Raw genomic sequence first — 25002 nt, 5'->3', positions numbered from 1 at the left:
TTACAGCATGCTGGCGTTAAGGCTGTGTGTGACAAAGCAACAACCGTGCACAAAATTTCAACGAACATGAAAAAAATGTCGAAGGCGCCCTATTTACATGCGGTTAACAACGTAACCATTTGTATCTGTTGAATAAAATATTTTTAGATGGCCTGCGTAGTTGTCAGGATTTTTACGAGGCTAGCGTGTGCAGATGTCACTGGCGTTACCTGTTACTGCGTGTAAGTGGGTAAATCGCGGATAAGCGCCCCACTAATGGCGGGTAGCTGAGTCTTTTTGGTGCATTGCAAAGCCGCGCTGCATGGCTTTAGCACCGCTGACGGTTAAATGTCCTGGCGGTGATGTTGCGGTCAGCGGGAACTGGCACCGGCGTTTTGCTGAGAAGCCCGGCCGGCAAGGCCTGCGATGAAATCGAATGCATACTCCTCTCTTGGGCATCCGTGTAGGCAGGCGCATCATTCGAGTGCGTTGGAGAGTTTTTCGCGCAGGCTTGGTGCGAGTGGTGGCGCTGCTCATGGATCAACACTGAATCTGCAGAATGCTGCTAACCCCCCGCCCAGTGATTCGTCTGCGCTTCACGGGTATCCTGCCCCTCAGTCCATGTCAGGTTCTGGTCAGCCAGCCGAGCCGGCAAATCCATCCAGCGATCAGGAGTATTCACGTGTTCGTTCTAGATTCGCGCCTGCGGCAAGACACCCTGCCTATAGGTGACTTTCCGCTGTGCACATTGCTGCTGTCCAATGACTCGAATTACCCGTGGTTCATCCTCGTCCCAAAGCGTTCTGACATCAGTGAAGTCTTTCAACTGGAGGAGGCAGAGCAGGCGCAGTTATGGACGGAAACGACCTACCTGTCTGCCGTGCTGAGCCGTACCTTCGCTGCGGACAAGATGAATGTCGCTGCACTGGGCAATGTGGTCAGCCAGCTGCACATGCACGTCATCGTCAGACGCGTCGGCGATGCAGCCTGGCCGGCCCCTGTCTGGGGCAGGCATCCGGCCCGACCTTATTCAACGGATGAGGTCGGGCGGATCGTCTCGCAGCTTAAGCCGGTCTTGACCGAAACGTTCATTTTCAAAGAGGACTAACCATGGAGCTCGACTCCCGAGTGATGGAACTGGAGAGCCGTCTGGCGTTTCAGGACGACACCATCCAGGCCCTCAACGACGTGTTGGTGGCCCAGCAGCGCAGTATTGACCGCCTGGAATTGCAGATCACTGCTCTGATCAAGCGCCAGGAGGAAATGGGAGGGCAGGGCGATGGCTTTGCCGAAGATTCGCCTCCTCCCCATTATTAAAGGCAGGAATTGCAGCCATAAAAAAACCGCGCTTTGAAGCGCGGTTTTTTTTTGGAGATGTCAGCGGCGCGGCAGTGCGGCGATGACGTCTTCCGCTTGCAGTCCCTTGTCGCGGTTCATGACCGAAAACTCGACCCGTTGGCCTTCGACCAGAACGCGATGACCTTCACCCCGAATGGCACGAAAGTGAACGAAAATATCATCACCCGAGTCACGGGAGATGAAGCCGAATCCTTTCGAGGTGTTGAACCACTTCACCGTACCGGTATCCCGATTTCCCAGATCCTGAGACTGAGCGATCGGGGTAGGGGAGGAGCGGTAAAAGCTGACCGCCAGGTGCAGCGCCACCGCAATGACCACCGCCAGCAGGCTCACGAGAACGGCCGGTTGGCCGGCGATGGTTTCAAGTGGCACGAGCAGCGTGAGGATTTGAAGCACTACGGCAATAACGAGCAAACCGCTGACAAGATTTTGTAATTGATGACGTGGGCCTTTGTTCCAGTATGGAATCACCGGGGCCAGGACCAGATTGATGAGGCCGAAGAGCGCCAGGTACAGCGCATCCGGTTGGGACAGGTACGAAGACAGCGCTTCACTGCGCAGACTGGGTATGAAAGACAGCAGCAGGGCAGCTGCGCCTGTTAGCAGGTGGACTATTTTCAACATTTTGATGACTCACATTAAGATGGATCGCAAGGAAATAGCGGGTGACGTTCGGTACGCTTCGGGAAAAAGTGAGGCGTGATGCACGATTGTCGGTCCTGCCTATGCGCCACCGCCTGACGGCACTTTGGTGGCAACACGGCTGTATTTAACAGCAAAGGCGAGAGCTACTCAAATCAAGCGGTTAGCGTTCTCAGCGGTGGCTTGCGGGCCGGTGGTGTCAGTTTTTCCTGGATAGGTTGTCATGCTCGTCCCAGAGCAGTCGCCGGCGCTACCACAGCGCCGTCGCGAAAGCACTTTCACGGCAATTTAAAGTCGCTAATAAAGGAGAGGCATTTGGTCGTGGGTTGCTACGGCCGAACTAATCCCGACAGATGGCTGCGTCGGGCCGATGGTCTTGATAGAGTGGTCGGCAGTCGTTAAAACACACCATCATAGAAGAGGTCTGAACATGGCAATCGATATCGGCATCAGCGAAGAAGATCGCAAGTCCATCGTGGACGGTCTTTCCCGCCTGCTGGCAGACACCTACGTGTTGTATCTGAAAACCCATAACTTTCACTGGAACGTTACTGGTCCGGCCTTTCGTACGCTTCACCTGATGTTCGAGGAGCAGTACAACGAGTTGGCGCTGGCGGTCGATCAGATTGCCGAGCGTATCCGCGCACTGGGCTTCCCGGCACCGGGCACTTACTCAACGTATGCGCGTTTGTCTTCTATCAAAGAAGAAGAAGGCGTACCGGCTGCGGAAGACATGATTCGATCGCTTGTTCAGGGTCAGGAAGCCGTCACCCGGACCGCGCGGGGGATCTTCCCGCTGCTGGACAAAGTCAGCGACGAGCCGACTGCGGATTTGCTGACCCAGCGCATGCAGGTGCACGAGAAAACGGCCTGGATGCTGCGTTCGATGCTCGAAACACAGTAATGGGCCAGGGCGAGCATCGAAAACGATGCTCGCCCTGCGTGTCTAATTTCTCCCTCCCCCCTTCCGCATTTCCCCTGGCGCTTCGACGTCCATTAATCCTGGGCTCCCCCTGACCTTACGCGCTGCTCAGTGACCTTGCTTCACGCGTGGGCCCGCGGTTGCTCGCTGGGCAAATGGGGCAAAAGAACTCAGAAAAATATATATCTAATACCTCGGGACAGATAAATGTTCTGAGCTTTTTCAGCTTTCGGAAATCCCCCTTTCACCGTGGCAATCTCCTACGGGTTGAGAGTGCTCCTTCTGCTGGTTGCGCCTCGCGGAATACGGCTTGATAGGCACTTCTTTCATATGATTGCGAAGAGGTGCCGACGCCTATATCCGTGATCGCAAAATAGGGGGTCCGCATGAATCGGAATACTGATCAGGAGAGGTGGGAGCTGCCTCGATGTGTAAACGCCAGGGGAGACCCTTTTATCGACAACTTCAACATGAGCCTCGCCCAACCGCATGCCAGGTCGGTGAGGCTTAATGGGTTGGCCACCTGTCTGCGCCTTGAAGAGGTGTACTGGAATATCCTTTCCGAAATGGCACGATTCAACGACTGCTCCATAAACGCGGTGCTGTCCTATGTCGACCGCGAGGTTCACCTGCGTTACGGCGGCGTGAAGAACTTCAGCGGCTTGATCCGTGTGGTGTGCGTGGCTCACATACTGAGTGCCGAGGGGCTGAGGTTAACGCCGTCCCCGACCTGACCTGATTTCCGCGGGCCTGCTGCGTCGGGCCCGCATTCTCTGGCAGCCACTGCGAAGTCGCCCCTGGGCGCCTGCATCTTCTTTGCCGGTATCGGGCTGCGCGGCTGCACAGTGATGATTATCCCTATATAATCCCCCGCCTTACTGTGGAAGGCAGGAACCGGCCGCCGGGTCGGACTGCATGCCAAAGCTTGCGCACCCTCGCACCGGCGACGGGCGAAAGCTCCATCGAATTCCGAATTACGAGAAGTGAACACACGATCATGATGCGCAGCCATTATTGCGGCCAACTGAACGAGAGCCTGGAAGGTCAGGAAATTACCCTTTGCGGATGGGTCCATCGCCGTCGCGACCATGGCGGGGTGATTTTCCTCGACATCCGCGATCGTGAGGGCCTGGCCCAGGTGGTTTTCGATCCTGATCGTGCTGACACCTTCGCCATCGCCGACCGTGTTCGCAGCGAATACGTCGTCAAGCTGACCGGTAAGGTACGTGCGCGTCCTGCCGGCGCCGTCAACCCGAACATGGCGTCGGGCGCAATCGAAGTGCTGGGCTATGAGCTTGAAGTGCTCAACGAGTCGGAAACCCCGCCGTTCCCACTCAACGAGTATTCGGACGTCGGTGAAGAGACCCGCCTGCGTTATCGCTTCATCGACCTGCGTCGCCCGGAAATGGCTGAAAAGCTTCGTCTGCGCTCGCGCATCACTTCCAGCATCCGCGGCTTCCTCGACGGCAATGGCTTCCTTGACGTCGAAACGCCAATCCTGACTCGCGCCACGCCCGAAGGCGCTCGCGACTACCTGGTGCCAAGCCGTACGCATGCGGGCAGCTTCTTTGCCCTGCCGCAATCGCCGCAGCTGTTCAAACAACTGCTGATGGTTGCCGGTTTCGACCGTTACTACCAGATCGCCAAGTGCTTCCGCGACGAAGACCTGCGTGCCGACCGTCAGCCTGAATTCACTCAGATCGACATCGAAACCAGCTTCCTCAATGAAGCCGACATCATGGGCATTACCGAGGACATGATCCGCAAGCTCTTCAAGGAAGTGCTGGATCTGGAGTTCGATGATTTCCCGCACATGACCTTCGAAGAGGCCATGCGCCGTTACGGCTCCGACAAGCCGGACCTGCGTAACCCGCTGGAGCTTGTTGACGTTGCCGATCAGCTTCAGGCAGTCGACTTCAAAGTGTTCAGCGGTCCTGCCAATGATCCGAAGTGCCGCGTCACGGCCCTGCGTGTTCCCGGCGGCGCAAGCATGCCGCGCAGCAAGATCGACGAGTACACCAAGTTCGTTGGCATCTACGGCGCCAAAGGCCTGGCCTACATCAAGGTCAACGAGCGCGCCAAGGGCGTCGAGGGCCTGCAGTCCCCGATCGTCAAGAACATCCCTGAAGCCAACCTCAACGTGATCCTTGATCGCGTGGGTGCGGTTGATGGCGACATCGTGTTCTTCGGCGCCGACAAATTCAAAATCGTCAGCGAAGCGCTGGGTGCATTGCGCATCAAGCTGGGCCACGACCTCAATCTGCTTACGTGTGAGTGGGCACCGATGTGGGTCGTTGACTTCCCGATGTTCGAAGAGAATGACGACGGCAGCTTCTCGGCGCTGCATCACCCGTTCACCGCGCCGAAGTGCTCGCCTGAAGAGCTCGAAGCCAACCCGGGCACCGCACTGTCCCGTGCGTACGACATGGTCCTGAACGGCACGGAACTGGGCGGTGGTTCGATCCGTATTCACCGCAAGGAAATGCAACAGGCCGTGTTCCGTCTGCTGGGTATTTCCGAAGACGAGCAGCAGGAGAAGTTCGGCTTCCTGCTCGACGCTCTGAAGTATGGCGCGCCGCCACATGGCGGTTTGGCGTTCGGTCTGGATCGTCTGGTCATGTTGATGACCGGGGCTCAGTCCATCCGGGAAGTCATTGCGTTCCCGAAAACCCAGAGTGCTGCGGACGTAATGACCCAGGCGCCGGGTGTGGTTGATGCCAAGGCGCTGCGTGAGTTGCACATCCGTCTGCGCGAGACACCGAAAGCCGAGTAATTAAGACAAGAGTCCGGCGGACCGACCATTCGGTCCTCCGGTGCTCGCCCATATCGGGCAGGATTCGAGTGAAGCGTCTGCGTGTGAGTGATCTGCGCGGGCGTGCGTGTTTCAAGGTTTGGAGCGTGTTATGGCTGGTCATTCCAAGTGGGCGAACATCAAGCACCGCAAAGAGCGTCAGGACGCCAAGAAAGGCAAGATATTCACTAAATGGATTCGCGAGTTGACGGTCGCTGCTCGTCAGGGCGGCGGTGATCCGGCGTCGAATCCGCGCTTGCGTCTGGCGCAGGACAAGGCCCTTGGCGCGAACATGAGCCGGGACATCATCGACCGCGCCATTGCGCGCGGGGCCGGCGCTGCCGACGCCGATGACATGGTCGAGCTGGGTTACGAGGGCTACGGCCCGGGTGGCGTAGCAGTCATGGTCGAAACCATGACCGATAACCGCAACCGGACCGCGGCTGCCGTGCGTCATGCGTTCAGCAAGTGCGGCGGCAACCTGGGCACTGACGGTTCGGTTTCGTATCTGTTCGAGCGCAAGGGGCAGATTTCCTTCGCGCCGGGTGTGAACGAAGACGCACTCATCGAAGCGGCGATGGAAGCGGACGCCGATGACGTGGTAAGTCATGAAGACGGCTCCATCGATGTGTTTACCTCGTTCTCCAGTTTCTACGCTGTACGCAACGCGCTGGAAGCCGCCGGGTTCACGCCCGCCGACGCCGAGATCGTCATGCAGCCCACCACCAGTGCGGTGCTTGATCTAGACATGGCGGAGAAGGTCCTCAAGCTGATCGATATGCTTGAAGACCTCGACGACGTACAGAACGTCTATTCCAACGCTGAAATCCCGGACGAGGTGCTGGAGCAGCTCAGCTGATCTTCAGGCGAGTCGGAACTTGAGGCCGGAGCGCACGAAGCGTTGATCATCATCGCTATCGGCCTCCGGCTTCTGCCTTTATGCTGCATCCAACGGTTCGCGTCACCTCTCAAGCTGCAGGCGTTATGACTCTTATTTTAGGTATCGATCCCGGTTCGCGAATAACCGGCTTTGGCGTAGTGCGTGATACGGGGCGCGGCTGCGAGTACGTGGCATCGGGATGCATCCGAACGGGCACCGGTTTGCTTCACGAGCGGCTGCAAATTGTCTATCGCGGCGTGCGCGAGGTCATCCAGACCTACGGGCCGGTGACGATGGGCATTGAAAAAGTGTTCATGGCGCGTAACCCCGATTCCGCCCTCAAACTGGGCCAGGCACGCGGCGCTGCGATTGTAGCGGGTGCCGAAGAAGGCCTGGAAATTGCCGAATACACTGCAACTCAGGTCAAGCAGGCCGTCTCGGGAACGGGCGGGGCAAACAAGGATCAGGTGATGATGATGGTCATGCACCTGCTCAAGCTGACCACTAAACCGCAGGTGGATGCGTCGGACGCGCTGGCAATTGCCATGTGCCACGCCCATACCCGATCAAGCCTCATTCCCCACGGCCTCAATACCGCGCGCAGTCGTGGCGGCCGCTTGCGGCTCTGATGAAATTATTTGCGCTAGCCCGGTCCGTCGCAGCGACGGGCATCTGGAAAGGATTTATTCGTGATTGGACGTCTACGCGGTACGTTGGTCGAAAAGCAGCCGCCGCATCTGGTACTGGATGTCAACGGTGTGGGTTATGAAGTCGAAGTGCCCATGACCACGCTTTATCGCCTGCCGCATCTGGGCGAGACCGTGACGCTGCATATTCACCTGGTGGTACGGGAAGACGCTCACCTGCTGTTCGGGTTCTACGAAAAACGTGACCGCGAGATGTTCCGCGAGTTGATACGCCTCAACGGCGTCGGCCCCAAGCTGGCGTTGGCCTTGATGTCGACGCTTGAGGTGGATGAGCTGGTGCGTTGCGTTCAGGCGCAGGATACCTCGGCACTGACCCGCGTGCCGGGCGTAGGCAAGAAGACTGCCGAGCGTTTGCTGGTAGAACTCAAAGATCGCTTCAAGGCCTGGGACGCCTTGCCGGGTACGTTTGCACTGGTATCGGACGGCCCGGGTGCGCCTGTTCCGGTGGCGACTGCCGAGTCGGATGCCGTCAGCGCGTTGATCTCCCTGGGGTACAAACCCCAGGAGGCGAGCAAGGCCGTGACTGCGATTAAGGACAAGAATCTCAGCAGCGAAGACCTCATTCGCCGCGCATTGAAGGGGATGCTGTAAGTGATAGATGCTGATCGGCTGATCGCGGCCACCGGACGCGACCGTGACGAGCAACTGGATCGCGCGATCCGGCCGCTGAGCCTGGCCGACTACATCGGCCAGCCTACCGTGCGCGAACAGATGGAGCTCTTCATTCAGGCTGCTCGCGGCCGCAATGAAGCGCTCGATCACACGCTCATCTTCGGTCCACCGGGCCTGGGTAAAACCACCCTGGCCAATATCATCGCGCAGGAAATGTCGGTGTCGATCAAGAGCACGTCGGGCCCGGTGCTTGAGCGACCTGGCGACCTCGCTGCCATTCTCACCAATCTCGAGCCGCACGATGTGCTGTTCATCGACGAGATCCACCGGCTTTCACCCATCGTGGAAGAGGTCCTGTATCCGGCGATGGAAGACTTTCAGCTGGATATCATGATCGGTGAGGGGCCCGCTGCACGCTCCATCAAGCTCGATCTGCCGCCCTTTACGCTGGTCGGTGCAACTACCCGCGCCGGCATGCTCACCAATCCGCTGCGTGACCGTTTCGGTATCGTGCAGCGTCTTGAGTTTTATAGCACTGCGGATCTGGCGACCATCGTGTCGCGCTCGGCAAAAATTCTCGGGCTCTACATCGAGGACGAAGGCGCATTTGAAATCGCCCGTCGGGCACGGGGCACGCCGCGTATCGCCAACCGGCTGCTGAGGCGTGTGCGTGATTTTGCGGAAGTGCGTGCGAAGGGCGAGATCACCAAGGCGATTGCAGACCTTGCGCTGAACCTGCTGGACGTCGATGAGCGTGGTTTCGATCATCAGGACCGACGTCTGCTGCTGACAATGATCGAAAAATTCGACGGCGGTCCGGTTGGCGTCGATAACCTTGCAGCGGCCATTAGCGAAGAGCGTCACACAATTGAGGACGTGCTGGAACCCTATTTGATCCAGCAAGGCTATATGATGCGCACACCGCGGGGTCGCATGGTCACTCGACACGCCTATCTGCATTTTGGCCTCAATATTCCATCGAAAATGGGCGAGAGGGCGGTCATGGACGAACCCGCCGAAGACCCTGACGAATAACTCGACAATCGACCGATCTATTCGGGTGTTTCATGGTCAGACGGGCAGTCACCGAAATGTGATGTGCTGCTGGCGGCAAAAACGGTGAAAACAGTTGCCTGGCCGGATTGGCAACCTGAGGAGTAAGCACTAGAGTATGCGCGCGCAAAACGGGGCTCAGTCGTTCGCACATCGTTGTCGCGTTTATTACGAGGACACCGATGCCGGCGGCATCGTTTACTACGTCAATTACCTGAAATTCATGGAGCGGGCTCGAACCGAGCGACTGCGGGAGTTGGGGTTTGCCCAATCCGCAATGGCGGGTATCGAGAACCTGTTATTTGTCGTGCATTCCAGCGAGGCTCGTTACCACAAGCCTGCGCGGCTGGACGATGAGCTGCTGATCAGCGCCGAAGTAATCGAATTGAACCGCGCCAGCCTGCGCTTCATGCAACAGGTCAGGCGGGCTGCGGATGATGTACTGCTCTGCGAGGGGCAGTTTTTGGTGGCGTGTGTGCGCGCCGACAGTTTAAAACCCCGGGCCATTCCCGAAGCTCTGCGTACGGCCTTTGCCGGGCAGGGCGGCGCGGGGACACATTCAGAGCAGGAGATACAGCGTGGAAGCTAACGTCGTCGACCATTCCTCCATGTGGAGTTTGGTCAGCAATGCCAGCGTGGTTGTGCAGTTGGTAATGCTGATCCTGGTGGCCGCCTCGGTCACCTCGTGGATCATGATCTTTCAGCGCAGCGCCATGTTGCGCGCAGGGCGTCGGGCGCTGGACAGCTTCGAGGAGCGCTTTTGGTCAGGCATCGATCTGTCCAAGCTCTATCGTCAGGCGGGCAGCAACCCTGATCCGGATTCCGGCGTAGAGCAAATCTTCCGCGCAGGCTTCAAGGAATTCTCGCGTCTGCGTCAGCAGGCCGGGGTAGACCCGGATGCGGTCATGGAAGGTGTTGCGCGCGCCATGCGTGTTGCGATTTCCCGCGAAGAAGAGAAGCTTGAGCAAAGCCTGCCATTCCTGGCGACCGTCGGTTCAACCAGCCCGTATATCGGTCTGTTCGGCACCGTCTGGGGGATCATGAACTCCTTCCGCGGTCTGGCCACTGCGCAACAGGCCACGCTGGCTACGGTTGCACCGGGCATCGCCGAAGCCCTGATCGCGACCGCGATCGGTCTGTTCGCAGCGATTCCTGCGGTCATCGCCTACAACCGTTTCGCTGCTCGTGGTGAGAACCTGATCGGTCGTTACTACACATTCGCCGACGAGTTCCAGGCGATCCTGCACCGTAAAGTGCACACCAGCGAAGAATAAGCAGGTATTACCCAATGGCTTTAATCGCTCGCGGCCGACGCAACAAGCGCAAGCCGGTCGCCGAAATGAACGTGGTCCCCTACATCGACGTGATGCTGGTGCTGCTGGTCATCTTCATGGTCACTGCTCCGATGATCAACCAGGGCGTGAAAGTTGATCTGCCCAAGGTCTCCAGTGAGGCTTTGCCGCAGGACAACAACAATCAGGTCCTGACGATTTCGATCAAGGCCGACAAGACTTACTACTGGAACCTTGGCAGCGAAGTCGATACCGACAAGCAGATGGACAAGGCCATGACCTTGCCCCAGTTGACCAGCGCCGTGACCAAAATCATTGCGGCCGGTCGCGATGCGGGCAAGCAGACCCAGGTCTTCATCCGCGGTGACAAGACCGTCGACTACGGCGCCGTCATGGGCACGATGGGCGGGTTGCAGAAGGCCGGGGTCGGGAATGTTGGTTTGATTACCGAGGCCCCCTGATGCAGCCGATTCGAGAGCCGTCCGCCTCGGAAAGCTACTTCTGGCCGTCCGTCTGGGCGGTAGGGCTGCACGTCCTGATTTTTGGTTTGTTGTTCGTCAGCTTTGCAATGACGCCTGAGCTTCCCGAAGCCAAGCCGATCGTTCAGGCAACGCTCTATCAGTTGAAATCAAAAAGTCAGGCCACTACCCAGACCAACCAGAAGCTGGCCGGTGAGGCAAAGAAGTCCGCTGCGCGACAGACTGAAGTCGAACAGATGGAACAGAAAAAAGTCGAGCAGGAGGCGGTGAAGGCGGCGGAACAAAAGAAAGCCGATGCTGCTCAAAAAGCCGAAGAACAAAAGGCCGAGGAAGCGAAGAAAGCTGACGACGCCAAAAAGGCTGACGACGCTAAAAAAGCGGCCGATGATGCCAAGAAAGCCGAAGCCAAAAAAGCGGATGACGCGAAGAAAGTCGCTGAAGAGAAACAATTGGCTGATATAGCCAAGAAGAAAGCTGAAGACGACGCGAAGAAGAAAGCCGAGGAAGACGCCAAACGCGCGGCTGCCGAGGAAGCCAAGAAGCAGGCTGCCGAGGACGCGAAGAAGCAGGCTGCAGACGACGCCAAGAAAAAGGCTACGGAAGACGCGAAGAAAAAAGCGGCTGAGGACGCCAAGAAGAAAGCGACCGAAGACGCCAAAAAGAAAGCCCAGGATGCCGCTCGCAAATCTGCGGAAGACAAGAAGGCGCAAGCGTTGGCCGATCTGCTTTCCGACAAGCCGGAACGCCAACAGGCGCTGGCAGATGAGCGGGGCGATGAAGTTGCGGGCAGTTTCGATGATTTGATTCGCTCCCGGGCAGCCGAAGGCTGGGCACGTCCGCCTTCTGCGCGCAAGGGCATGACAGTGGTCTTGCAGATCGGCATGTTGCCGGACGGCACTGTCACTTCGGTGACTGTGGCAAAGTCCAGTGGCGACGGTCCTTTCGACAGTTCAGCTGTAGCAGCGGTCAAGAACATTGGTCGTTTGACAGAGATGCAGGGGATGAAGCCTTCGGACTTCGCGCCTTACCGTTCATTCAAGATGACATTCACACCTGAGGACCTAGCCTTGTGATTAACCTTCTTCGAGGAATGCTTGTCGTTCTTTGTTGCGCAGCGGGATTTGCCGCAGCTGACGAAAAGAACATTCTGGTAACAAGCGGCAGTGATCGTGCGACGCCTATCGCCGTTGTGCCGTTCGGTCTGCAGGGTGGGAGCGTCCTGCCTGAAGACATGGCCAAGATCATTGGCAACGACCTGCAGAACTCGGGCTACTACTCGCCGATTCCAAAGGAAAACATGATCAGCCAGCCGAGCCAGGCCAGCGAAGTCATCTTCCGTGACTGGAAGGCGCTGGGTGCTCAGTACGTGATGGTCGGCAGCATCGTTCCTGCGGGCGGTCGTCTGCAGGTTCAATATGCGCTGTTCAATGTCGCCACCGAGCAACAGGTGCTGACAGGTAACGTTTCGGGCACCGCTGATCAACTGCGCGATATGTCTCACTACATCGCCGACCAGTCGTTTGAAAAGCTGACCGGCATCAAAGGCGCGTTTTCGACTCGTATGCTGTACGTCACTGCCGAGCGTTTCTCGACGGATAACACTCGCTATACGCTGCAGCGCTCCGACTACGATGGGGCGCGGGCAGTCACGTTGCTGCAATCGCGTGAGCCGATCCTGTCGCCACGCTTTGCGCCGGATGGCAAGCGCATCGCCTATGTATCGTTCGAACAGAAGCGTCCGCGCATTTTTGTTCAGCACATCGATACCGGTCGTCGCGAACAAATCACCAATTTCGAAGGCCTGAACGGCGCGCCTGCGTGGTCTCCAGACGGCAGCAAATTGGCGATGGTGTTGTCGAAGGATGGCAACCCGGAAATCTACGTTATGAATCTGGCGTCGCGTCAACTGTCGCGAGTTACCAACGATTCTTCTATTGATACCGAGCCGTTCTTCGGTAAAGACGGGTCCACGCTTTATTTCACTTCTGATCGTGGCGGCAAGCCTCAGATCTATAAAACCAGTATTAATGGCGGGGGGGCAGAGCGCGTTACTTTCATCGGTAACTACAACGCCAACCCTAAGTTATCGGCGGATGAAAAGACGCTTGTGATGATCCATCGTCAAGATGGCTTCACTAACTTCAAGGTGGCGGCTCAGGATTTGCAGCGCGGTAGCGTAAAAATCCTCACAGACAGCAACCTTGATGAGTCGCCTACTGTTGCGCCTAACGGCACCATGGTAATCTACGCCACCCGCCAGCAGGGCCGGGGAGTCTTGATGCTCGTGTCCATTAATGGACGCGTAAGGCTCCCGCTTCCTACCGCTCAAGGCGAAGTCAGAGAACCTTCCTGGTCCCCTTACCTGAACTGACGCGGCGCTTTACGTTGTACTTAACACACTTGGGGTTCATTAGGAGTTTTACGATGGAAATGCTGAAGTTTGGTAAATTTGCTGCGCTGGCTCTGGCCATGGCCGTAGCTGTAGGTTGCTCGTCCAAAGGCGGCGACAATGCCGGTGCTGGCGGCGCTGCTGTAGATCCTAACGCTGGTTACGGCGCTAACTCTGGTGCTGTTGATGGCAGCCTGAGCGAAGAAGCTGCTCTGCGCGCTATCACCACTTTCTACTTCGAATACGACAGCTCTGACCTGAAACCAGAAGCCATGCGCGCTCTGGACGTTCACGCCAAAGACCTGAAAGCCAACGGCGCTCGCGTAGTTCTGGAAGGTAACACTGACGAACGCGGTACTCGCGAATACAACCTGGCACTGGGCGAGCGTCGTGCGAAAGCCGTTCAACGCTACCTGGTTCTGCAGGGCGTTTCGCCAGCTCAGCTGGAAATCGTTTCCTACGGTGAAGAGCGTCCAGTTGCTACCGGTAACGACGAGCAATCGTGGGCTCAAAACCGTCGCGTCGAACTGCGTAAGTAATTTGACATGCGAACGTGCCGCCGTGCTCTAACCGTTTTGGCTCTCACCCTTCCTCTTGCAGCGATGGGTGCGGTTCCTGTGGTCGATGACAACTCTGGCTCTGCTGGTAGCAGTTATCCGCCGTCGGGTTATGGTACGGCTGGCGCCTACGCCGGAGGTGCGGCTACGACTGCACCTTCGGCGCAAGGTCAGCTGTTCATGCAGTTGCAGCAAATGCAGGACGAGATTTCGCGGTTACGCGGAATGGTTGAAGTCCAGCAGAACGACATCCAGCAAATGAAGCAAGAAGCGCTGGACCGTTACAAGGATCTCGACTCTCGTATAGGAGCTGGCGGCGCACCTGCTGCACCAGCTGCCAATAATTCCACATCCGACGGCGGTGCCAATGCCGGCGGAGCACCTTCGACCCCTGCCGCCCAAGCTTCTCAGGCCAGCAGTGAACCCGGCGACCCGGCGAAAGAAAAGCTCTACTACGATGCTGCTTTCGACCTGATCAAGGCGAAGGATTTTGACAAAGCCAGCCAGGCGTTTGCCGCATTCCTGCGCAAATACCCAAACAGCCAGTACGCGGGCAACGCCCAGTATTGGCTGGGTGAAGTAAACCTGGCCAAGGGCGACCTTCAGGGCGCCGGTCAGGCATTCGCCAAGGTCAGTCAGCTTTACCCCAAACATGCCAAAGTGCCTGACTCCTTGTACAAGCTGGCAGACGTAGAACGCCGCCTGGGTCACACCGACAAGGTGAAGGGTATCCTTCAGCAGGTCGTTGCCCAGTATCCCGGTACTTCGGCCGCTCAGTTGGCCCAGCGGGACCTGCAGCGTCTCTGATTGCAGCGCAATCTGACCGCTGATTCAAGAAAGCCGCGCGTTGCGCGGCTTTTTTCGTTAGAATTCCGCCCCCGAAATTCCGGTATTGATTACGCTTCAGCGGATTCTGCGTGTGCAGGGTGTGCTGAAGTGCCTGACGGAGGCGGATGGCCTGTTTAGCCGTTACGCCCGTGGCCCCTATGCAAGACACATTACGCATCACCGAAGTATTCTATTCGCTGCAGGGCGAGACGCGCACAGCAGGCTTGCCCACGGTTTTCGTGCGTCTGACTGGCTGCCCTTTGCGCTGCGGTTATTGCGACAGCGAGTACGCCTTTAGCGGCGGAACCGTGCAGACCCTCGATTCGCTGATGGAGCAAGTTGCCAGCTATCGCCCGCGTTACGTCTGCGTCACCGGTGGCGAGCCCCTCGCTCAGCCGAACGCCATCCCTCTGCTGCAACGCCTTTGCGATGCCGGCTACGAGGTTTCCCTGGAAACCAGTGGCGCGCTGGACATCTCAAAAGTTGATACGCGCGTAAGCCGCGTCGTTGACTTGAAGACCCCTGGTTCCAAAGAAGTAGCGCGTAACCGATACGAAAATATCGAATTGCTCACGCCTAACGACCAGGTCAAATTCGTAATCTGCTCGCGGGAAGATTATGACTGGGCGGTATCGAAGATAATCCAGTACGGACTTGAGCGGCGCGCCGGCGAGGTATTGTTTTCCCCGGTCCACCGCGATCTGAACGTCACAGACCTGGCCGACTGGATCGTGGCCGACAACCTTCCGGTGCGTCTGCAGCTGCAGTTGCACAAGATCCTCTGGAACGACGAGCCGGGGCGCTGAATGAGTGAACAATCAATGAGTGACAAAAGAGCGGTCATCCTGCTGTCCGGTGGGCTGGATTCGGCCACCGTGGTCGCGATGGCGAAAGCTGATGGTTTCGACTGCTACACCATGAGTTTCGATTACGGCCAACGTCATCGCGCCGAGCTGCAGGCGGCCGAGCGCGTGGCATCGGACATGGGCGTCATCGAACATAAAGTCATTGGCCTGAATCTGAATGGCATCGGCGGTTCGGCATTGACCGACAGCAGCATTCCCGTGCCGGAGACGGCGGGTGAGGGCATCCCGGTGACTTACGTGCCGGCGCGCAATACCGTTTTCCTGTCGCTGGCGCTTGGGTGGGCAGAGGTACTGGGAGCCCGAGACATCTTCATCGGGGTCAACGCCGTGGATTACTCGGGATACCCTGATTGTCGCCCCGAGTTTGTGGAAGCCTTCGAGCGTATGGCCAACCTTGCGACCAAGGCAGGCGTTGAGGGGCAGGGCTTCACCATTCGTGCGCCTTTGCAGATGCTGAGTAAAGCCGACATCGTCAAAGCCGGGACCCGTCTGGGTGTGGATTACGGACTGACGGTTTCCTGCTATCAGGCCGACGAGCAAGGCCGTGCCTGCGGAAAATGTGACAGCTGCCGCCTGCGTGCGGAGGGCTTCGCGGCCGCTGGCGTCACGGACCCTACGCGTTATTTTTAAAATATTTTCACTCGGGTGTTGAATTACTGTGAAATATCAGTAATATACGCGCCACAACGAAGCGGGTCGTTAGCTCAGTTGGTAGAGCAGTTGGCTTTTAACCAATTGGTCGTAGGTTCGAATCCCACACGACCCACCATTTCGAAAATCTGGAAGGCCCATGAAAATGCGGATTTCCAGATTTTTTTTTTGCCTGAAATAAAGTGGGCGAAGGCTCATAGAGCAGTTCCAGCTTCGCCGAGCATCAAACAGCACCAGAGGTTGACGTTGACGCCCTGCGTCAGTCGAGCAAATCCAAATGCTCGAGCTGACCCAGGATGAATACCTCTGCAGAAGTGCTAGCGACGTCCTGACAGAACCGACCGTGTGGAGCTCATCCCGCGAACTTGTATTCACCACCCTTTTCGATTGCCTTGGCATACGCCGGACGCGCCTGGAACCGTTCGATCCATGCCTCCAGGTTAGGGTAGTGCTGCAGCATCCCTTGGGATTTGGCAAATTCGCCAATGAAGCTCATTTGGATGTCCGCGCCGCTCAGTTCTTCACCCACCAGGTACGGTGTAAGACTCAATGCAGCTTCCAGATAGCCCAGATAATTGGCCAGCTCGGATTCGATCCGCGGTTGCAGCGGCTTGCCGGCTTCCCCGAGGCGCCCAACATATAGGTTAAGCATCAACGGCAGCATGGCCGAACCCTCTGCGAAGTGCAGCCATTGCACGTACTCGTCGTACGTCGCAGTGCTTGGGTCGGGTTGCAGCTGGCCGTTGCCATGGCGGCGGATCAGGTAATCGACGATAGCGCCGGACTCGATCAGCACATGAGGGCCATCCTCAATAACCGGTGATTTGCCCAGCGGGTTAATGGCTTTCAGTTCAGCCGGAGCGAGGTTGGTGTTGGCGTCTCGCTGGTAGTGCTTGATCTCGTAGGGCAGCGCCAGCTCCTCCAGTAGCCATAAAATACGCTGCGAGCGGGAATTGTTGAGATGGTGAACGATGATCATGAGGTCTCCCTTGAGACGGTGAGTACCTAGGGAAGACTGCTCAGGCGCACGGGGGTTCTAAACGATTGTCATCTGTACGCGCGATAGCAAGACCCTGCGTTGACAGACAGCGTGCATGCTGGCTCTGACAGTGCCAGCCTGGATGAGGAATCCAAACCGGCAATGCCGCTGCAGCACCCGTGGGGTTGATCTGCCGAAGGGTCAAAACGCAACTGAAGTCTGTACGTAAACCGTACGGGGCTCCCCGACGTATTTGCCTCGGTTGTTATCGTCGAACGAGCGAGTGTAGTACTGGCGGTTGAGCATATTTTTGATGCCAACTGCAACATTCAAATCAGACAGCTGAGGGCCGAAGTCGTAGCCGGCGCGGCTGCTGAACACCATGTAGCCGGGAATGCGCCCGGTACTGCCGTCAGCGCTTTCGTCCGAAGTGTTGGCATTGTCGGCAAACTGACTGCTCTGAAACGAGCCGTCCAGGTTCAACTTCCATGGGCCCCCTGTGTAACTCACTCCCATCGTGCCCTTGTGCTTTGACGAAAACGGCACACGGTTGCCTTTGTTGGGGCCATTTTCTCGGATCGTAGCGTCGACGAAGGCATAGGTTGCATAGATGTCGTAACCCGCCAAGGCAGGCGTCAAGGCGTCCAGAGCGTAGTTGATGCTCGATTCGATCCCCTGATGGCGTGTCTCGCCGCGCGCGATAATGGTGTCGTTTGTCTGGTTGCTGTCGTACTGGTTGTCGAAGTTGATCAGGAACGTCCCGATCTCGGCCCGCAGGTTACCGTTGTCATAGCGGGTGCCGAGCTCCCATGTCCGCGCCTTCTCCGGCTTCACTTCGCCGCCGGTTACGCGGTTGGGCATCTGGCTGTATTGCACGCTTCCGAACGAGCCCTCGGTATTGGCGTACAGATTCCAGCTGTCGGTCAGGTGGTAAAGCACGTTCAGTGCAGGGAGTGCTGTGTTGTAGTCGCCCTGGTATTTGACACCGCTCAGGTTGTTGTTTTGAGCAGTGTCGATCATCTCGTAGCGAATGCCTGGGGTGACGGTCCATTTGCCGATGTCGATTCGGTCGTCAATATAAAATGCATGAGCCTCGGTCGCGCCACGGGTGTCACGGTCGTTGCGGCTGGCAGTTGTGGGCAAGTCACCATTTACCGGCTCACGATAGCGCATCTCATGACCTGCTTCGTTCACGTAGCGATAGCCGATGCCGACCTCATGCGAAGACTCCCCCACCGCGAAGCCCTGGGATAGACGGGTTTCCAGACCACGCACCCAATATTCTCGGGGCGACAGAGACACAAAGCTGCCTTGGTCCAGATAACCGCTGCGCAGCGTCTCGGTGAAGAATGTGTTGGCGGTGAAGACCCGCGCGTCCTGCTCGTAGCGATAACCAACGTTGAGCAGTGTGCGTCGGCCCCAGAACTTGTCTTTCAGACGCGTCGATTGATACGGATCGGCATCGTAGTCCGCGACGCTGAGGCCGCCCGGCATCTGGGCTTCGCCATCGTAGTACTGAGCCATCGCGTTCAGGCTGTTGGCCTCATCAATCTGGTATTTACCCTTGAGAATCAGGTCATCAATTTGCGTGTCGCTGTGCTCGCGCCAGTCGCCGCCGCGAACGCCGGAATAGAGAATCGCCCCGCCCATACCGTTATCAGCAGTCCCCCCGGCCAACAGGTTACCGGTGGTTTTGAAGCCGTCATGGCTGGAGCCTGGACTGGTCTCGGTCTGAACGCCGCCCTTGAGCGTGGCTTCGTCGGGGATGGCTCGGGTCACGAAGTTAACGATGCCGCCCACGTTTTGGGGGCCGTAGCGCACCGCGCCGCCGCCGCGCACGACGTCCACTGCATCCATGTTGCCCATGCTGATCGGCGCGAATGACAACTGAGGCTGGCCGTACGGCGCGAAGGGTACCGGGATGCCATCCATCAAGACGGTCGAGCGCGTCGCCAGGCGCGGATTGAGGCCGCGAATACCGAAATTCAGTGCCATGTCATGGCTGCCGGTGCCGTTATTTTCCGGAGCGTTGACGCCGGGCACGCGGTTCAGCACATCACGTGCCGAGGTGGCACCTGCGCGCTCGAATTCCTCGCGGCGAACGACGTCTCGTGCGCCAGGGTGTTCGAAAACATTGATCTGCTGCGCTTCACCCAGCCAGTCGCCGACTACCGTTGATACCCCCAACTCGATCGGTGCGGCAGATGCACTGGCAGCTTGCACGGTAAAGCCATTATTCCCATCGGCAACGGCTTGAAGACCCGTGCCTTCAAGCAACGCGGCCAGACCTTGCCCGGGTGTGTATTGACCTTGGAGGCCGCGACTCCTCAGGCCGCTGGCGACCTGTGAGCCATACGAGATCAGGACGCCTGATTCCCGACCAAACTGATTCAACGCCGTTTCCAGTTCACTCGGGGCGATGTCATAGGCTTTGGGCCCCGTCTCGGCGGCATGGGCTATCGAGAGGCTACCCAGCGAAAAGCTTGCGCTAAAAATGATGTGGCGCAACGTGCGTCCCAAAGGGGAGGGCTGTGTGGGGCGGGCTGACATGCAGGATTCCTTTGGCGGGAAGATTAGAGTGCTTACCTGTCTGTCACGCGAAGGACGCGATACGGCTCACGGATTTTCAAAATTCTTTGCGTAGCGCGGTTCCGCCGCGGAAAACTGCCTCTCCCGCGCTGAGGAATCGCGTCGAGCTGCGAGTCGCCATGCTCCGCTCAACCTGCGGCGCGGACGCCTGGCGTCTCGCTGAACGACGAGCGGGGACTTAACCCCGCGCCTGCACGTTGACCCAATAGCGAGTAAAACGCTGCACATGCACAGGCAAGACGGTTTCCAGCGTGTCGAGAATGCGTTCGCTGTCAGCCACTGGGTAAGTGCCGGAGATCAGCAGGTTGGCCACGTTCACATCGCAGTTCAGACGGCCACGGCGGTAACGCGACAGCTCGTCAAGGAAGTCGCCCAGCTTCATGCTCGACGCGACAAGCATGCCGTGGGTCCAGGCTCCGCTGCCGGCGTCCAGCGGTTGTATGCTTCCCCATGCAGTGCGGCTAAACGTCACCTGTTGCTGCGCTTGCAAGATAAGGCCAGGTCTCGCCTGGTCAGCGACTTGCAGCTCAACTGTTCCAGCGAACACCGCCAGTTGCGTGCGGCCCTTGAACTGACGCAGATTGATACGACTGGAGGCGGTCGCGACGTTGATGTTGCCTTCGGCAGTCAGGAGGCTCAGCGGGCGAGGGTCCACCGAATCGGTCACAAGGATTTCTCCGGACAGCAACCGTATCCGACGCTGCTGTGCATTGAATTCCACATCCACGGCGCTGGCAGTGTTCAGCTGAATCCGGCTGCCATCCCCCAGGGATACGTTGCGCTGTTCGCCTACGCCACTGTTGTAGTCCGCGAGCAGGGGCTGCAGCGCAAACTGGTCACGCAGGCTCAGACCCGCGACGGAGCCCGCCCCCAGCAGCAACAGCAGTTTGAGGGCATGGCGTCGCCCCTTGGAGTTGGGCGCACCCAGCGCCGCATGTGCGAGCGGTGAGGAAAGACCGCTCAGGCGTTGATTGACCCGCTGTATATGCGCCCATGCCCGCTGATGCTCGGCGTTGCCATTGAGCCAGACCTGCCAGGCCTTCTGGCGAGCTGCGCTTAAAGGCCCTTCTTGCGTCTCCAGCAGCCAGTCGATGGCCTGCTGCGCTACTTCAGGCGGGATATCGGACTTATTGAGGGAATCGCCGTTGGGGTTCATAGGGCGAAATAGCAGCGCAACGCAGCCTTATTGATATGGCGTTTGACCGTTGCGATGGAAATGCCAAGCGCACTGGCGATATCGCCGTGGCTCAAACCATCGACTTGGGACATCAGAAAAGCGCGCCTCACGGGAACAGGAAGCCCGTCCAGTAGCTGATCGAGTTCCACAAGGGTTTCAAGAATGATTGCCTTTTCTTCCTCAGACGGCATAACGCCTTCAGGCAGTTCTGCAAGTGTCTGGTAATAGGCGCGTTCAAGGTCCTGACGCCGGTAGTAATTGCACAGCACCCGCCGCGCTACCGTGGTCAGGAACGCTCTCGGCTCTTCAATTTGCTGTGCACTGCGGGAGACCAGGACTTTGATGAACGTGTCCTGCGCCAAATCAGCTGCGCTGTGGGGGCAGCCGAGCTTGCGCCTCAACCAACCCGTCAACCAGGCGTTATGCGCCCGGAACAGGCCGTCTACGGTGTGTGCAAGGGCAGGGTGGACGAGAGACATCGGGAAGAGCGATCCAGGGGATTCGTGCGGGGCATGGATTCTGTCAGACTCTGCTGCGTATGAGAATATTTATCATTCAAATAAGGTCCGTCTCTCGTCCTGTGCGCGCATTTGCCTCTCGCTTGCTACACGCATGCTGATAGGTTGCGCGATCACTGAATCACGGCGCTGGCCTTCCCACGAGCGTCATCCCCTTTTGGAGCTTTCATGTCGTCAAGCAAACGTGACATAGCGCGTGTTGAGCGTCGCCTCGCCGCCACGCTGACTGAGGCCTGCGAGACTGCCGCGGCTGAAATCCCTGGCTTCGAATGGCTTACTCACGCGGTAGACCATGCGCAGTTCCAGCAAAGCCTGCGGGTTATATGGGTTTTCGATACTGAGGCAAACAAGGAACAAGCGATCGCTGTAGGGCAGGACGCACGAATGCGTGAACTGACCGCCGCGGCGTTGAGCAAGATTGACGTGGAGGCTCAGAGTCTCGTCCGATGCGTGCGTTTTGATTCCGAAGAAGCGTGTCTGCGTCATGACGGTGGAGACTGGCGTGTGCGTCTGGCCAGGATTCATGGCGCGTAGAGGCGATGTGTCCAACCCCGACATGCCGACCTGCCCGAGCAGTCGTAACATAAGCGCCGAACGCAGGGACAGAGCCGGGCTGCGTCAATCAACTTGAACATCTGCCTCGACAAGGTCTCTGACAATAACGCGGCGCGACTCTGTGCTGCGCCATTCGCAGGGAGACTAGGCTCGCATGAACGTTCTTATGATTCTTACATCGCACGATCAGCTCGGCGACACCGGTAAAAAGACCGGGTTTTGGCTCGAAGAATTCGCGGCGCCGTATTACACCTTCATAGACGCAAACGCCCAGGTCACCTTGGCGTCGCCAAAGGGCGGACAGCCGCCGCTGGACCCAAAAAGCGACGAGCCCGATGCCCAGACCGAAGCCACGCGCCGCTTCAAGGCAGACAGCAATGCGCAGGCGGCCCTGGCAAATACGCTGCCGCTGGGCGAAATCGATCCCTACAATTTCGACGCCGTGTTTTACCCGGGTGGCCACGGCCCGCTGTGGGACCTGGCTGAAGATCTGGATTCCAAAGTGCTGATCGAAGCTTTCTACGCTGCCAATAAGCCGATTGCTGCCGTTTGCCACGCGCCTGGGGTATTTAAGAACGTCTGCACACCTGACGGCCATCCAGTGGTGCATGGGAAGAAGGTCACAGGCTTTACCAACTCTGAGGAGCAAGCCGCCGGCCTGACCGAGGTCGTGCCGTTTCTGGTCGAAGACATGCTCAAGGAAAAAGGTGCCCTTTATTCCAAAGCTGCAGATTGGGCCAGCTATGTGGTGGAAGACGGCCATTTGATCACCGGTCAGAACCCGGCTTCGTCCGAAGCCGCGGCTGAGGCACTGCTCAAGCGCCTGGCCCAGGAACAGGCGGACTGATCCAGCCTGCCTGGCCTGCCCCTGTGCAGGCCAGGCAGAATGTGCGCAGCGAGCGGCGTCCTGGCCTCTGCGTTAACAACGCTTGCACCTGAACGCGAACCCCATCGACACCACCCGCCGCCGTATCCCCCTCGCCGTACCGCCCTAAGCATCCCCCCGTTGTTCACCCGACCAGTGCCCGCGCCCTCGCTTCAAGTCGGCTTTCCCACAGCCGATACAGAAAAAAGCGTTGCGTACGCCATGGCTACGCACCGCAATCCTTTCTAGTGAGCCAGCGATGAACCCATTCAACCTCTTAAATCGATCCCGAGCCAGCGGCCAGGGAGCGATCAGCCTTAACTGCACGGCAGGCGAACTCGACCGTGTCCTGGCAGGGGTGCGTTCAATGCCCGTTCTGGTCACAGGTTTTGTCTCGCCGCATTTGGACATCGACCAGATCGCCGCGCGCATCAAGCAACGCTTCCCCGACAGCACACTCAGCCTGTGCACCACCTCGGGCGAGCTGTGCAACAGTTCTGGCAGCCTGTACTGCGCCACCGGAGATCGCTGGGATCGCATCGTGTTGCAGCTGTTCGAACGAAGCGTGATTGCCTCGGCCGAGGTGGTGATGGTGCCGCTGGAGTGCGAAGACATACGCAGCGGCGGCAAGCGAATGGAGATGCGCGAGCGCATTGATAAGCTGGTCGGCAACATCCGCCGCGCTCAGGTGACCACCAGCATTGATCATCGCGACACCCTCGCCTATGTGGTGTTCGACGGGCTGTCGGCATCCGAATCGTTCTTCATGGAAGCGCTGTATGAGTCCGGTCGTTTTCCCTGCCTCTTTGTAGGCGGCTCGGCCGGGGGCAAATCGGATTTCAAGAAGACGCTCATTCACGACGGCAAGCGCAGCTACCAGAACCATGCGCAAATAGTCTTCATCAAGACCGCCCCCGATATTCGGTTCGGCGTGTTCAAAAGCCAGAACTTCAAGCCTGCCGGGCTGACCCTGAGCGTTCTGACCGCGTCCGTTGAAGATCGTACGATCGATCAGGTGATCGACGGCCAGGGCAACATCATGAGCATGGTGCAGGCCCTGTGTAATGCATTCAGCTGTGATGCCCAGGCGCTGGAAAAGAACCTCGCGGATTACTCGTTTGCCATTCGGGTGGGCGATGAGTTGTTTGTGCGTTCCATTGCGCGGATCGACCATGCACAGCAAATCATCCAACTGTTCTGCGACGTGGCACCTGGCGAAGAATTGGTGATGGTCAAACGCACCCCGTTGCGCGAAGCCACGCGCGTCGATTATGAGCAGTTCCTCAGGGGCAAGGGCGGGCAACCCGTCGCCGCCATCCTCAATGACTGCATCTTGCGCAGGGCGAACAACGGCAAGGATCTGGGCAGCATGGCCGGATTGTTTGGGGATGTGCCTCTGGTGGGATTCTCGACGTTCGGTGAAATTCTGGGCCTGAACCTCAACCAGACGCTCACGGCGATCTTCTTTTTCAGAGTGGCGAAAGGCGCGTCTTTCGCGGACGAGTATGTTGATCGCTTCATTGCGCACTATGGCGAGTTCAAGGCGTTTTTCCTGCGCCGCCAGTTGAAGAAAATGGTCGGCCTGAACCACGTTATCGTGAAGCAGATCGAGTCCTTCAAGCTGAACGATTTCAACAATGCGCTGGATACCCGTGGGTTGGACACCAAGGTGTTGCCGGTTTTCGAAGGCCTGGCTGCACTGGGTCGCGTTTTGGCTCAAGCCGGCCAGCAGCAGGAAGAGATGTCCACTCAAATCAAGCACTATTCTGGCGAGTTACACCTGTCGATGGACGATCTGGCAGGCACCATAGACCAACAGAACGCGGTGTCGGCGAATGCCGGCAGCACGGTTGAAGCACTGGCCAGCCAGGCGGACGAAGCGGTGGTCGGCGCGCGTGCGCTGGCCGGGTCAAGCCTGCGTATTCAATCGATCGTACAAGTGATCCAGCAGATCGCCGGCCAGACCAATCTTCTTGCCCTCAACGCAGCCATTGAGGCAGCACGGGCGGGTGATTTGGGTCGCGGCTTTGCGGTCGTGGCGGACGAGGTGCGCAAGCTGGCGGAAATCACGCGCAAGAATGCCGCAGAAATCGGCGTTGATATCGATTTGCTCTCAAGCGAGATCCAGCGCGTGGCGCAGCAGATCGAGGACCAGTCCACCGGCGTGAGTGCCTTGCGCGAAATGCTCGACACGCTGGAACACTCCAGTCAGGCCACCGAAGGCACTGCTCGGCGGACCAAGGCCATCGCTGACACATTGACCGGCTTGACCCACGCCAGACCTTGACCCACGATGCCTGCTTGTCGGTAAT

Annotated in this window: 26 protein-coding genes, 1 tRNA gene and 1 pseudogene; 22 read left to right on the top strand and 6 right to left on the bottom strand. The window is 58.1% G+C overall.

Going from position 1 to position 25002, the window contains the following annotated elements; all coding sequences use genetic code 11:
* The first annotated feature begins 661 nt into the window (after positions 1–661).
* Positions 662–1087, top strand: a complete 426-nt coding sequence (locus LT42_RS14260; RefSeq protein ID WP_037014113.1) for an HIT domain-containing protein — start codon at positions 662–664, stop codon at positions 1085–1087.
* A 2-nt stretch (positions 1088–1089) separates the two neighbouring features.
* Entirely contained in the window at positions 1090–1296 is a 207-nt protein-coding gene (locus LT42_RS14255) for a SlyX family protein (protein WP_037014110.1), read from the top strand.
* Positions 1297–1356: 60 nt separating this feature from the next.
* Here LT42_RS14255 and LT42_RS26555 read toward each other — a convergent pair whose 3' ends face one another.
* Together LT42_RS26555 and LT42_RS26550 are read right to left on the bottom strand one after the other, a co-directional pair.
* Positions 1357–1578 (bottom strand): cold shock domain-containing protein, encoded by a 222-nt coding sequence (locus LT42_RS26555; protein ID WP_004667445.1) that lies wholly within the window; start codon positions 1576–1578, stop codon positions 1357–1359.
* 60 nt (positions 1579–1638) lie between these two features.
* Positions 1639–1962 (bottom strand): annotated as a pseudogene (locus LT42_RS26550) (cold shock domain-containing protein membrane protein); the annotation flags it as partial.
* 448 nt (positions 1963–2410) lie between these two features.
* Between LT42_RS26550 and LT42_RS14245 the strand changes: the two are divergent.
* The 17 genes from LT42_RS14245 (at position 2411) to LT42_RS14165 (ending at position 16125) form a co-directional block, all read left to right on the top strand.
* On the top strand, positions 2411–2884 hold the full coding sequence (locus LT42_RS14245; protein WP_037014103.1) for a Dps family protein: 474 nt from the start codon (positions 2411–2413) through the stop codon (positions 2882–2884).
* A gap of 404 nt (positions 2885–3288) precedes the next feature.
* The gene (locus LT42_RS14240; RefSeq protein ID WP_037014099.1) at positions 3289–3636 is read left to right on the top strand and encodes a ribbon-helix-helix domain-containing protein; all 348 of its coding nucleotides are present in this window, start codon (positions 3289–3291) and stop codon (positions 3634–3636) included.
* Between the two features lie 263 nt (positions 3637–3899).
* Positions 3900–5675 carry an aspartate--tRNA ligase gene (gene aspS, locus LT42_RS14235; protein ID WP_037014097.1) on the top strand — a complete coding sequence of 592 codons (1776 nt, stop codon included), beginning with the start codon at positions 3900–3902 and terminating at the stop codon, positions 5673–5675.
* A gap of 130 nt (positions 5676–5805) precedes the next feature.
* Positions 5806–6552 carry a YebC/PmpR family DNA-binding transcriptional regulator gene (locus LT42_RS14230; protein ID WP_037014095.1) on the top strand — a complete coding sequence of 249 codons (747 nt, stop codon included), beginning with the start codon at positions 5806–5808 and terminating at the stop codon, positions 6550–6552.
* Between the two features lie 125 nt (positions 6553–6677).
* Positions 6678–7202 (top strand): crossover junction endodeoxyribonuclease RuvC, encoded by a 525-nt coding sequence (gene ruvC, locus LT42_RS14225; RefSeq protein WP_037014090.1) that lies wholly within the window; start codon positions 6678–6680, stop codon positions 7200–7202.
* Positions 7203–7262: 60 nt separating this feature from the next.
* Positions 7263–7871 (top strand): Holliday junction branch migration protein RuvA, encoded by a 609-nt coding sequence (gene ruvA / locus LT42_RS14220; RefSeq protein ID WP_037014085.1) that lies wholly within the window; start codon positions 7263–7265, stop codon positions 7869–7871.
* Positions 7872–8927, top strand: a complete 1056-nt coding sequence (ruvB, locus tag LT42_RS14215) for a Holliday junction branch migration DNA helicase RuvB (protein ID WP_037014080.1) — start codon at positions 7872–7874, stop codon at positions 8925–8927. It begins immediately after the preceding gene.
* A 136-nt stretch (positions 8928–9063) separates the two neighbouring features.
* Complete coding sequence (gene ybgC / locus LT42_RS14210) at positions 9064–9534, top strand: tol-pal system-associated acyl-CoA thioesterase (protein WP_037014078.1); 471 nt, start codon at positions 9064–9066, stop codon at positions 9532–9534.
* On the top strand, positions 9524–10219 hold the full coding sequence (tolQ, locus tag LT42_RS14205) for a protein TolQ (RefSeq protein ID WP_037014076.1): 696 nt from the start codon (positions 9524–9526) through the stop codon (positions 10217–10219). The genes ybgC and tolQ overlap by 11 nt, the downstream gene beginning before the upstream one ends.
* Positions 10220–10233: 14 nt before the next feature.
* The gene (gene tolR, locus LT42_RS14200) at positions 10234–10698 is read left to right on the top strand and encodes a protein TolR (RefSeq protein WP_037014073.1); all 465 of its coding nucleotides are present in this window, start codon (positions 10234–10236) and stop codon (positions 10696–10698) included.
* A complete protein-coding gene (tolA, locus tag LT42_RS14195) occupies positions 10698–11789 on the top strand; it encodes a cell envelope integrity protein TolA (RefSeq protein ID WP_037014070.1) in 1092 nt (363 codons plus the stop codon). The genes tolR and tolA overlap by 1 nt, the downstream gene beginning before the upstream one ends.
* Before the next feature lie 17 nt (positions 11790–11806).
* The gene (gene tolB, locus LT42_RS14190) at positions 11807–13087 is read left to right on the top strand and encodes a Tol-Pal system beta propeller repeat protein TolB (RefSeq protein WP_191944987.1); all 1281 of its coding nucleotides are present in this window, start codon (positions 11807–11809) and stop codon (positions 13085–13087) included.
* Between the two features lie 53 nt (positions 13088–13140).
* Entirely contained in the window at positions 13141–13644 is a 504-nt protein-coding gene (pal, locus tag LT42_RS14185; RefSeq protein ID WP_037014065.1) for a peptidoglycan-associated lipoprotein Pal, read from the top strand.
* A 6-nt stretch (positions 13645–13650) separates the two neighbouring features.
* Positions 13651–14469 carry a tol-pal system protein YbgF gene (gene ybgF / locus LT42_RS14180; protein WP_037014062.1) on the top strand — a complete coding sequence of 273 codons (819 nt, stop codon included), beginning with the start codon at positions 13651–13653 and terminating at the stop codon, positions 14467–14469.
* 179 nt (positions 14470–14648) lie between these two features.
* Entirely contained in the window at positions 14649–15296 is a 648-nt protein-coding gene (queE, locus tag LT42_RS14175) for a 7-carboxy-7-deazaguanine synthase QueE (RefSeq protein ID WP_037014060.1), read from the top strand.
* 15 nt (positions 15297–15311) lie between these two features.
* Positions 15312–15986 carry a 7-cyano-7-deazaguanine synthase QueC gene (gene queC / locus LT42_RS14170; protein WP_162835407.1) on the top strand — a complete coding sequence of 225 codons (675 nt, stop codon included), beginning with the start codon at positions 15312–15314 and terminating at the stop codon, positions 15984–15986.
* A gap of 63 nt (positions 15987–16049) precedes the next feature.
* Positions 16050–16125: transfer RNA gene (locus tag LT42_RS14165), tRNA-Lys, on the top strand.
* Positions 16126–16359: 234 nt separating this feature from the next.
* Here LT42_RS14165 and LT42_RS14160 read toward each other — a convergent pair.
* The 4 genes from LT42_RS14160 to LT42_RS14145 form a co-directional block, all read right to left on the bottom strand.
* Positions 16360–16986, bottom strand: coding sequence for a glutathione S-transferase family protein (locus LT42_RS14160; RefSeq protein WP_037014054.1), 627 nt, complete (start codon positions 16984–16986; stop codon positions 16360–16362).
* Between the two features lie 201 nt (positions 16987–17187).
* Complete coding sequence (gene fecA, locus LT42_RS14155) at positions 17188–19536, bottom strand: TonB-dependent Fe(3+) dicitrate receptor FecA (protein WP_037014051.1); 2349 nt, start codon at positions 19534–19536, stop codon at positions 17188–17190.
* A gap of 217 nt (positions 19537–19753) precedes the next feature.
* The gene (locus tag LT42_RS14150; RefSeq protein WP_037014049.1) at positions 19754–20731 is read right to left on the bottom strand and encodes a FecR domain-containing protein; all 978 of its coding nucleotides are present in this window, start codon (positions 20729–20731) and stop codon (positions 19754–19756) included.
* Positions 20728–21231 carry a sigma-70 family RNA polymerase sigma factor gene (locus LT42_RS14145; protein ID WP_037014047.1) on the bottom strand — a complete coding sequence of 168 codons (504 nt, stop codon included), beginning with the start codon at positions 21229–21231 and terminating at the stop codon, positions 20728–20730. The genes LT42_RS14150 and LT42_RS14145 overlap by 4 nt, the downstream gene beginning before the upstream one ends.
* Before the next feature lie 207 nt (positions 21232–21438).
* On the opposite strand from LT42_RS14145, the gene LT42_RS25315 reads away from it, so the two are divergent.
* The 3 genes from LT42_RS25315 (at position 21439) to LT42_RS14130 (ending at position 24977) form a co-directional block, all read left to right on the top strand.
* Positions 21439–21804, top strand: a complete 366-nt coding sequence (locus tag LT42_RS25315; RefSeq protein WP_081955392.1) for a hypothetical protein — start codon at positions 21439–21441, stop codon at positions 21802–21804.
* Positions 21805–21979: 175 nt separating this feature from the next.
* On the top strand, positions 21980–22672 hold the full coding sequence (locus LT42_RS14135; protein WP_037014040.1) for a type 1 glutamine amidotransferase domain-containing protein: 693 nt from the start codon (positions 21980–21982) through the stop codon (positions 22670–22672).
* A gap of 277 nt (positions 22673–22949) precedes the next feature.
* The gene (locus LT42_RS14130; RefSeq protein ID WP_037014037.1) at positions 22950–24977 is read left to right on the top strand and encodes an FIST N-terminal domain-containing protein; all 2028 of its coding nucleotides are present in this window, start codon (positions 22950–22952) and stop codon (positions 24975–24977) included.
* The last annotated feature ends 25 nt before the right edge of the window (positions 24978–25002 follow it).

The organism is Pseudomonas lutea, assembly GCF_000759445.1.
GTDB classification, from domain to species: Bacteria; Pseudomonadota; Gammaproteobacteria; order Pseudomonadales; family Pseudomonadaceae; genus Aquipseudomonas; species Aquipseudomonas lutea.
This window is presented reverse-complemented; position numbering and strand designations above follow the sequence as displayed.

Excerpts from the sequence above, each read along its gene's own strand:
- LT42_RS14255 (WP_037014110.1), top strand. The coding sequence starts at position 1,090 with ATGGAGCTCGACTCCCGAGTGATGGAACTGGAGAGCCGTCTGGCGTTT.
- LT42_RS14245 (WP_037014103.1), top strand. The coding sequence starts at position 2,411 with ATGGCAATCGATATCGGCATCAGCGAAGAAGATCGCAAGTCCATCGTG.
- LT42_RS14240 (WP_037014099.1), top strand. The coding sequence starts at position 3,289 with ATGAATCGGAATACTGATCAGGAGAGGTGGGAGCTGCCTCGATGTGTA.
- aspS (WP_037014097.1), top strand. The coding sequence starts at position 3,900 with ATGATGCGCAGCCATTATTGCGGCCAACTGAACGAGAGCCTGGAAGGT.
- LT42_RS14230 (WP_037014095.1), top strand. The coding sequence starts at position 5,806 with ATGGCTGGTCATTCCAAGTGGGCGAACATCAAGCACCGCAAAGAGCGT.
- ruvC (WP_037014090.1), top strand. The coding sequence starts at position 6,678 with ATGACTCTTATTTTAGGTATCGATCCCGGTTCGCGAATAACCGGCTTT.
- ybgC (WP_037014078.1), top strand. The coding sequence starts at position 9,064 with ATGCGCGCGCAAAACGGGGCTCAGTCGTTCGCACATCGTTGTCGCGTT.
- tolR (WP_037014073.1), top strand. The coding sequence starts at position 10,234 with ATGGCTTTAATCGCTCGCGGCCGACGCAACAAGCGCAAGCCGGTCGCC.
- tolA (WP_037014070.1), top strand. The coding sequence starts at position 10,698 with ATGCAGCCGATTCGAGAGCCGTCCGCCTCGGAAAGCTACTTCTGGCCG.
- tolB (WP_191944987.1), top strand. The coding sequence starts at position 11,807 with ATGCTTGTCGTTCTTTGTTGCGCAGCGGGATTTGCCGCAGCTGACGAA.
- pal (WP_037014065.1), top strand. The coding sequence starts at position 13,141 with ATGGAAATGCTGAAGTTTGGTAAATTTGCTGCGCTGGCTCTGGCCATG.
- ybgF (WP_037014062.1), top strand. The coding sequence starts at position 13,651 with ATGCGAACGTGCCGCCGTGCTCTAACCGTTTTGGCTCTCACCCTTCCT.
- queE (WP_037014060.1), top strand. The coding sequence starts at position 14,649 with ATGCAAGACACATTACGCATCACCGAAGTATTCTATTCGCTGCAGGGC.
- queC (WP_162835407.1), top strand. The coding sequence starts at position 15,312 with ATGAGTGACAAAAGAGCGGTCATCCTGCTGTCCGGTGGGCTGGATTCG.
- LT42_RS14160 (WP_037014054.1), bottom strand. The coding sequence starts at position 16,986 with ATGATCATCGTTCACCATCTCAACAATTCCCGCTCGCAGCGTATTTTA.
- fecA (WP_037014051.1), bottom strand. The coding sequence starts at position 19,536 with ATGTCAGCCCGCCCCACACAGCCCTCCCCTTTGGGACGCACGTTGCGC.
- LT42_RS14150 (WP_037014049.1), bottom strand. The coding sequence starts at position 20,731 with ATGAACCCCAACGGCGATTCCCTCAATAAGTCCGATATCCCGCCTGAA.
- LT42_RS14145 (WP_037014047.1), bottom strand. The coding sequence starts at position 21,231 with ATGTCTCTCGTCCACCCTGCCCTTGCACACACCGTAGACGGCCTGTTC.
- LT42_RS25315 (WP_081955392.1), top strand. The coding sequence starts at position 21,439 with ATGTCGTCAAGCAAACGTGACATAGCGCGTGTTGAGCGTCGCCTCGCC.
- LT42_RS14135 (WP_037014040.1), top strand. The coding sequence starts at position 21,980 with ATGAACGTTCTTATGATTCTTACATCGCACGATCAGCTCGGCGACACC.
- LT42_RS14130 (WP_037014037.1), top strand. The coding sequence starts at position 22,950 with ATGAACCCATTCAACCTCTTAAATCGATCCCGAGCCAGCGGCCAGGGA.